The organism is Leptospira montravelensis (assembly GCF_004770045.1).
Taxonomy (GTDB): Bacteria; Spirochaetota; Leptospiria; order Leptospirales; family Leptospiraceae; genus Leptospira_A; species Leptospira_A montravelensis.
In genome coordinates this window covers 1-8,961 of record NZ_RQFO01000013.1, presented here as the reverse complement: position 1 = coordinate 8,961, position 8,961 = coordinate 1, and the positions used below count along the sequence as shown (strand labels likewise).

At 31.9% G+C, this 8,961-nt stretch carries 7 protein-coding genes; all 7 read right to left on the bottom strand.

Going from position 1 to position 8,961, the window contains the following annotated elements:
- Positions 1-324 precede the first annotated feature (324 nt).
- Positions 325-873, bottom strand: coding sequence for a hypothetical protein (locus EHQ31_RS09270; RefSeq protein ID WP_135575095.1), 549 nt, complete (start codon positions 871-873; stop codon positions 325-327).
- Between the two features lie 211 nt (positions 874-1,084).
- Positions 1,085-1,804, bottom strand: a complete 720-nt coding sequence (locus EHQ31_RS09265; protein WP_135575094.1) for a hypothetical protein — start codon at positions 1,802-1,804, stop codon at positions 1,085-1,087.
- Between the two features lie 561 nt (positions 1,805-2,365).
- The gene (locus EHQ31_RS09260) at positions 2,366-2,962 is read right to left on the bottom strand and encodes an LBF_2127 family putative lipoprotein (RefSeq protein ID WP_135575093.1); all 597 of its coding nucleotides are present in this window, start codon (positions 2,960-2,962) and stop codon (positions 2,366-2,368) included.
- Between the two features lie 203 nt (positions 2,963-3,165).
- Entirely contained in the window at positions 3,166-4,185 is a 1,020-nt protein-coding gene (locus EHQ31_RS09255; protein WP_135575092.1) for an SH3 domain-containing protein, read from the bottom strand.
- Positions 4,186-4,379: 194 nt separating this feature from the next.
- A complete protein-coding gene (locus EHQ31_RS09250) occupies positions 4,380-6,896 on the bottom strand; it encodes a DEAD/DEAH box helicase (protein WP_135575091.1) in 2,517 nt (838 codons plus the stop codon).
- Between the two features lie 11 nt (positions 6,897-6,907).
- On the bottom strand, positions 6,908-7,795 hold the full coding sequence (locus EHQ31_RS09245; protein WP_135575090.1) for a HamA C-terminal domain-containing protein: 888 nt from the start codon (positions 7,793-7,795) through the stop codon (positions 6,908-6,910).
- 268 nt (positions 7,796-8,063) lie between these two features.
- Positions 8,064-8,768, bottom strand: coding sequence for a hypothetical protein (locus EHQ31_RS09240; protein ID WP_135571108.1), 705 nt, complete (start codon positions 8,766-8,768; stop codon positions 8,064-8,066).
- Between the last annotated feature and the right edge of the window lie 193 nt (positions 8,769-8,961).

The following is an 8,961-nucleotide window of genomic DNA, read 5'->3' as shown; positions in this document are numbered from 1 at the left end:
TAAATAGTTAGATATTTCTTCATTATTACTCTTACTTTCAGGAAAACATCTGCTGACTGTCGTATAACGAACTAGTCTTCCCGAAGTTCCCTGTAGCTGAGCCTCTGTAGGAGGCGTTAGCGTCGGCGCGCCTTCTTGCGGAGCAAGAAGCGTGACGGAAGGGAATTTGCCGAAGGCCGAGTGAGGGCTTGTCCCGAAACGTAGCGGGAAGATGCTGTTATACGCAGCTGCGATTGGTCACAGTATCTTTTTCTTATTTTTCTTTTGGTTTATAGAAGGTCAAAACAGTATATCACAAAAACAAATGATATATACTAAGCAGAATTAATTAATATTAATTTTTTGAATTTCAGCAATCCATTTTGGACGATTAGGTTCTAAGATGTTTCTAATGTTTTCTTGATCAACTTCTTTTGTACCTGTGAGAGGTAGTTTGATTGCAAAAATGAACGATTCAACTTTATCGTCATTTGTTGTAATCATACGATGCAAATTATATTCAATATAATCTCCGTTTCCAGTAGAAAGGAAAAATTCAAAGATAAAATCTTCTTTATGTGTAGTGTTACTGTTTTTAAGAATATTAGGTTTTCTAATAGAGTTTGGTGTAATAACTTTTTCGAGATAAATAGGTAAGATTTCCTTTATTGTTGAAACATTCTTCCAATTAAATCTGGTGATCATTCTATCCCATTTTTCTAATTTGTCTTTGTTTCTTAAAAATTCTTTAATAGAGTTAGTATCATTAGAATCTGTAAAAACTAATTTATATTCTTCTTCATCAAACTTTTCTATCTGTTTTAAGTCGTTTGGGTTAATCCCATTATTTAATATGAGTAATAAAATAATTACTCCAAAGATTCTTTGTTTCATTTTGTTTTCCTTTTTATGTTAAAATTTAAGCAGTTGCGTATAACGAACTAGACTTAACGACGTTCCTCGACCCTGAGTCCCGAACGGGACGTTAGGGACTGGCACGTAGCTTGCGTATGCAAGCGAGTGACAGAAGAGGAATGTGGCTTTAGCCCGAGCGAGGGCTTGTCCCGAAGCGTAGCGTTAAGTCGCTGTTATGCGAAGTTGTATATTATTCACTAATAGATTGTAAGAATAAGTTTATATTCTCGCTGTAATTCTTTTTATTTTTGTTACAAAAATCACGAACTTTAGTATGAATTTTTGAGTTTGCTTTAATTGACCATCGTGCAGTTTGAGAAATTATTATTTGATTTAAAGGTTTATTAGCAATTTCACTTGTTAATAAAATTTTTTCAATAAATTTTTCATTACCAGTAGCAAAGAAGGAGTTCCAAAGCATGTCAAGTTGTTCGGCAGAAGAGATATCTGCCTCTAGGAGGTTTATTGGTTTCATTTCATTTGAAATATTATTAATAGAATTGATAAGTTCTTTATTTTTTGTCTTTTTTAGAAGATTCTCTATAGTTAATTTTGAATACTTTGAATCACTCCAAAGTAAAGCTTGTGAAAATATATAAATATCGTCGTCAGATAACTTACTTAAAGATTCGAACCAAATTGGAATATTCTCTTCGTTGTTCTTGAAAACTTCACCAAAAAAAGGTACAAAATGTCTTTCTAAGTTAGAATTAGAGGTAAGATTTTTGTCACGAATGAATAGTATTGCATTGGGAACTAGTTTTGGTTTAGGGCTTGTGTAATAGAATGTTATAAAGTTTTCTAGATTTCCCATTGAAGTTATTTTTTCTAATTTTTCAAATTCTGCCTCTTGAGCATTTAAATTTGTTGTAAGAGCTGCTGTGATAAGAATTAATTTTACTAATTTCATTATTTTTCCTTAATAGATTAAATTTATACAATTTCGCTTAACGAACTAGACTTACCGAAGTTCCCTGACCCTGAGTCCCAACGGGACGTTAGGGACTGGCATGTAGCTTGCGTAAGCAAGGCGAATGCCAGAAAGGGAATTTGCCGTAGGCCGAGCGAGGGCTTGTCCCGAAGCGAAGCGGTAAGTCGCTGTTATGCGAAGTTTTTTGTTATATATATTTTGCTGTTTTGTAATTTTTCATTGAAATATGTATTTTTAATGAAAATTATAGTTACTGACAGTGTTGACTTTCATAGCGTTCTAGAATTATTTTAGTTTTGCTGAAATTTCTATATTGTGTAAAAGGCAAAATTGCAATAGGTAGTAAACCAGGAACACCGAATATGAATAATGTAGGTAGAGTAACTAATGACATAACAATAGTGAAGTTTCGGTTTTCAATCTGAATATCCCTCATTTGTCTGCGATTGTGGTAAAAATTAGCAATACAATTTATGTTATCGTTTTTTGGATATTTAGGAACGGAAATACAGTTAAATGTAAATATTAATAATGCTAAAGTTATTGAATTTTTAATGAAATATCTTTTGAACATTTATCTAATGCCTTTAGATTAACAGTTTCGATCATTTTTTCAATGTCTGAAGTTCTGTAGAAACCATAAATAGTTATAGTTTTTTCATCTGTTTCTTTAATTTCGCTATCATGTATAATGTTTTGATTCTTAATTATTTTAAATTTAATGATGGTTTCATAATTGTAGACTCTAATCTGAATAGGCCAATAACCAGTCAATGGATAAATAGCAGGCCAGGTCCACCAATAATTAAATTCATCATTTAGTTTTGGATAGATTTCAATGTCTAGAATGTAGTCATCATTATTAACTAGGGTTTCACCATTTAAATCTTTAACATTTTTGCTAATTCGATTATTAATTAGAAAAGATTTGAAGATATGTCTCCAAGCTTTTGTGTATTCAATAGAGTCGGAAGTATATACCTCAAATTTACCAATGTATAAGTTTTTTTGAGTCCAAAAAACAGTAGAATCGATAAGAGTTCTAGGTTCAGGAACCTGTCTGATATCAACTGAACAATTGCATGACATTAAAAGGATAATTAATATTTTTAGATTACTTTTGATTATATTTTTCATTTTTACCTTAATTTTAAAAAATTTCGCATAACGAACTAGACTAACCGACGTAGGCTGGCCCTGAGTCCCGAACGGGACGTTAGGGATTGGCACGACGCTTGCGCAAGCAAGAGAAGTGACAAAAGCCTATGTGTCGCAGACCAAGCGAGGGAGTAAGTCCCGAAGCGAAGCGGTTAGTTGCTGTTAAGCGCAGTTGCAAAGAGTTAATCAAGATTTTTATTTGTTATTGCAGTTCTGCCTGTTTTAAATTGGATCAGTATATTTTTAGGAACAACTGATGCATCAAATTCAAAGACATTTGGATTTGAATACGGATTTTCAATAAGAATAAAGGTATCTGAAAAAACTTTGGTTGGCTTACAATTATTTTCTGCTCCTGCTTGACTGCATTTTGGATCAGTAGAGCAGTCGTATATTGTTTTGTGAATTATTATTTCATTTTTATTTGTTATTCGTAATTGACTAAAATCTGTTTTAACTTGTCCTTCAAAATCGCATGATGCTAAGGTGTCATTCAAAGGAATGGGTAAAGTGTATATTTTGTTTTCAGCTAAGATTCCTATTGTATCAGTTGGCATAGCACAGCAATTATAGCAAGTATATTCAAATCCTGTTATAATTTTTGAATTTTCCGCAATTGATTTCGGATGAAGATTGTTTATGTCTGGTATATAATTTAACTTTTCTTTTTTGTTTAAAACAAAAATAGTTTGGTAGTCACTATATTCATTTTTTGCAGAAATTAATTCTATTTTATATAAATCATTATCTAAAATGATTTTAGTTTTGGGACTTAAGTCACTTTCAAAGACAATAAACTTTTCTAGGAATTTTTTGGTGAATTCTTCCTTGGTTAGATCTGAATTTGTAAATGGATAGATTCCTTTGAATTTTGGAAAAGATTTATAATTTCTACTTTGATTAAGAGATTCAATGTTTTCGTGAATTATTGCAAAGCCTGAGAAAATATATCCATTTAGTTGTTCAGTTTCAACTTGTAGCCATAATCCTTTTTTCCCTTGTATGTAAGTAGTTGGCCCAATAAATTCATTTATTATTCCTGATGTATTTATTGGAAGAGTAGTAATTTTATTATAATTTTGTCCAGGACCCGATCTCAATATTAATCCGCTTTTTGCTATAACCTCAAAATACTTTTTTTCTTTCTGAAATAAATGGCAGGAAATTAACAAAAAGATTGTTATTAGATAAACTGGTTTCATATATTTTTTTTGCAATTGCGCTTAACGAATTAGCGGAGACGACGTTCCTCGTAGCTGAGCCTCGCAGAGGCGTTAGCGTCGGCGCGACTTCTTGCGGAGCGAGAAGCGTGACGGAGAGGAATGTGCCACAGGCCAAGCGAGGCCGGAAGTGCCGAAGCGCAGCGTTTCCGCGCTGTTATGCGTCGTTCCTTAATTCAAAAATTTAATTGAATATTTAACCAATAGGGAAGTTTATCTCTTTGTTTTTCGATTTCATCTTTTATTTTTGTAAAAGAAATTTCCTCCTGGTTTTGAAAGTTGTTTGAGATAGTGTTTGTTAAGTAAATTGCTGTTTCTCTCGGAACATTATGTTCAATTAAAATTCTAGTTATCGGTAAGTAGGCTCCAGTTTCGATATAGCGGAGAAAAGGTTCATTTGGTGCCAATATATCATAAATTGGCTTGAGTAACATAGGTAATCCGTATGTTACATCATTTTGAAGTTGAGCAATTGCTTTATCAATTTTTTCAGAGTTATCAAAGAAACTATTTGATAATATTTCTGACAAAGGTATTTGATGCAGCCAACTAGTTGCGTTTATACAGAATGAGTATAAATTTTCTTTATTAGGGACATCTTGTATTTTAATGTAACGATCAAAATAGATTCGAAATTCTGTTTTAAATTTATTGATTATTTTTAATAATCTTTTTGCTATATATCTATCATTATGTTTCAAAGGAAGATCAAATTCATTTCTCATTAAATATAATTTATTTAGATCGAAAGGGTCCCAGTATCGATTTGCGAAACAGATTTCTTCGGAGATTTCCATTTTTAAAAGTTCGCTTAAAACATTCTTTACGATTTTTTCATCTAAATTAATTCCTACTTCAGCTAATTTTTGCAATGATTTGCGCTGATATTTTAATATAGATTGTCTTATGTATGTAACAAGAAAATGAGGTTCATCCAAAGTTACTTCAATTCCATAATTAAGTTGTTCTTCTACGAGATTTCTATTTTTTTCGAAAGATTGATCATAGCCTGTCGTAATCTCTTTGTATTCATCCTCAAATAATTTTTGTTCCTGATCAGATTCTTCAATGAAAGAGTTTTCGTCAGTAACGAATGTTCGACCAACAAGATCTTTCATCAAACGACCGGCTCTTCCTCTTAAATTTGCAACTTCATAAGGAGTTAATTTGGGTGTTTCTCCGCTTCTACTTTTAATAAATAAATTGGGGTTTCTTATAATTATAGTTTGAGCGGGAAGGTTTACACCTTGCATTAGAGTCGTTGTACAAATAATATTTGAAATCAGTTTAAGTGAAATAGCCTTTTCAAGAACAAGACGTACATGACTCGGTAATTTAGCATGGTGATATGCAATTCCTTTTTGCAAAACGATGCATAAATCGTAAGTTTCATGTACCGTTGCCTTGATATACAAAATTAGATCTGATAAAGAGTTATTAATCGAATCGTCTAAATTATCTGCTAAGAATAGTGCGGTTCTACGAGCTTGTTTGGTCGTGGGCGAAAAAATTATGTTAGTACTTTTTTCTCCTAATCTCTCAAGAATGTATAAAATGAATTTATGAGTGTTTTCATTATATTGAGTACCTCCTGGTTTTGGAATTAAATCAATGTTTTCGGATATTGGGATTCCTAACGGTCTACTTAATAGATCGCAATGTAGGTTTAAAATCTTATTTTTTCTTTCTGAGCGAATAGAATAGGTAAAGTTTACGACAGGTGAATTCTTACTTTCTTCTTTTAATGCATTTTTACCGAAAATCATTTTTCCGATATTATCGATATTTTCTATTCGCGGTCCGGAAATAATGATATGGTCTGGATGATTAGAATTTTTGAATTCTTGCAATAGATCATATAATATTTTCGATCTAGTATCTGTTTCTGATTCCAACCTTTCTATATTTTGAATTTCATCTACTATTAGGATACGTAAATTTTGGAATGGTTTAGATTGTCTTGAAAATGCACCAATTGCCTTTTCTTGTGTTAAGACATAAATTGTATTTTGAGTTTCCTCCTCTGATACATAAGTATTTAAAATTTGGTAATTGTCTAATTTGAATAATTCAATTAATTTTCTAAAATCTGAAGAAACTTGGCTTACTAGGCTTAAAGTTGGAACAATATATACAATACTTCCATTTTTTTTAATCACTAAACTTAAACTTTTCAAAGCAAGTATGAATGATTTCCCTGCACTTGTTGGAGCTGAGATTCCTATTAGATTGCTTGAATCAAGCTTGTGCCAAATGTTTCTTTGAAATTCAGTTAATGAAAATTTACAATTTCGAATTTTTATTTCATAAAGACTTTGCAGATATGTGACTGTTAAACTACTTACATAGCTATTAAATTGTGAGAATTGTTTGGTCTCATGATTAAATTCTTCATCAATCATTACACTCGATGGAGAATGACCTATCCTACTAAAAAAAAGAATAAATATATCTTTTAACCCGCCCCATTCATTTTTGCGATATTGCCAAATAACTGAACAGATAATTAATACGACACGTTTACTCTCTTCATCTTTTTTAACTGAAAGAAAATCTAGTAAGATTAATGATTTTTTTAGTAGTAGATCTGGGAATTCTAATTCCTTTCTTTTTGTAAATTTTAATTTTATTGCCGTTCGAAGCAGTTCAAAATTTAAAATCTCGTTTAATATTTCTTCGACTTCTTTTTCCATATGATTTAATATTATTTGAATGAATTTAATATTTCATCTAAATTCCAAACTGGGAATATGATGTAATGTATACGATCTAATACGTTTTCTTTTATTCGCTTTATTTCTTGTTTATCAATTTTTGAACATCGATGACGGATTATACTTTTAATTTCATTTTCCAAATCAATTTGGGAGTTTAATTTATCCATACTATTTGTTTCATTGTAGATGATAATGCATACCAATTCATATTTTACGTTATTAAGAGAATTTGACTTATAGGATTTAGCTATGCTAACGAGTTGACTGTCTATGAAATCATCATGTATATATAAGTGTAATTCATTATCAATGTTGTTGAAGGAATTTTCTATACTAATAAGTGATTTTAAAAAGGCATCATTAAACTTGTACTTACTTTCATAGCATTTGGATTCGCCAAGAATTATTTCATTCGATCCATTCTTTTCTCGATAGTGAATAGCATCGGCTCCAAATCTTTCGTGTCCAGTTGATGTGGTTATTGGCATTTTCCTTAATAATGGTGGAGCTTCAAAAATATGTTGAATAAAATTAAATAATATTAATTCACCAAATTGGCCTTGCGGCTGATTCGGGCGGAATTTACTTAGGGCAAGATTGGCTAAAAAAGAAGCAGAGTTAGCTAAGTCTTCAGTTTTATCTAATCTTTCATTAAAGAGTTCTTTAGCCTTCTTACTGTTGTATACCCAAGAAGTGATAGAATTTTTTAGTTCCCTTATGAAATCATCTTTTCTCTGGCGAATGTCGGTATACGCAATTGAAGTGCCGTAGTGTTCCTTATCGGGCAGGATATCAAATTTCTCAGTAAACATGTATACATGGGCAAATAGAGCTTCTGTATTGGAAAGTAATTGATTGATGTTAGTTTTTTTCATAGAGATGTTTGATTAAGGAATGACGCATAACGAAATAGCCTTAACGACCTAGGCTGACCCTGAGTCCCGGAACGGGACGTTAGGGACTGGCCACGACACTTGCGAATGCAAGGGGAGTGCCAGAAGCCTATGTGTCGCAGACCGAGCGAGGCCGTAAGTGCCGAAGCGAAGCGTTAAGGCGCTGTTATGCGTAGTGGCGATTTAACAGTATGGAATTTTCTACTTGAGAGAAAAGTTTGTTCGTTCGAGAAGATATAATTTACTAATGTTAGAATCTTAATTGAATATCTGGAAAGTGATTTTCAAGAAAAATATTAAACTCTTTAATTTGTTCAGACTTTGATTGAATTTTAGTTTTTTTTATATAGTGAAACATTTTTATTTTTTCAATATAAAGGATTCCTCCTTGAATTTCAATTAAGGCTGACTCTAGTTCTTTTATTTTTTTAACTAGAACGATTTTTTTTGATTCTTCTGCCAGTTTTGATAATTTATTTAAATCTTCGCTCGAGAAAGTATCATTTATTAGTTTAAAAAAGTCAGAATGATAGATATCTAATTTTGAAATAATCGTAAAGGTGTCATTATGGTGACTAATTGAAAAGGAGGTTGTTGGATCAATAATGGAAAACTTTTTAATTGCCTCGGTATATCCTGTAATTAGATTTTCTGTGTTTTGGCTCTTTAAGGTTTTGATAAATAGCTTACAAATTTGATTTAAGACCACAATGTTAGCCTTAAAGAAGTTTTCGTCTGTTGATATTATTTTATTAAGATAAATCTCAAGAAAGGTGTCTAGTCTATATGATTCTAAAAGAAAAAATCTCATTTCTAGTAGATGATATACTATTTGATTTTTTGACTGTATGTTTTTTAGATTTTTATTTATATAAATTTGGAAAATTGATAGAAGACTAGTTAGCAGTACAGCTGACAAAGAAGAAATTAGTGCGATTGTTGCTTCGGTAGTCATTTTATTCTTTTATTTAGATTTGATTTAAGCCATTACGCATAACGAACTAGCCTTAACGACGTAGGCTGACCCTGAGTCCCGGAACGGGACGTTAGGGACTGGAACGACACTTGCGTAGGCAAGGGGAGTGCCAGAAGCCTATGTGTCGCAGACCGAGCGAGGCCGTAAGTGCCGAAGCGAAGCGTTAAGGTGC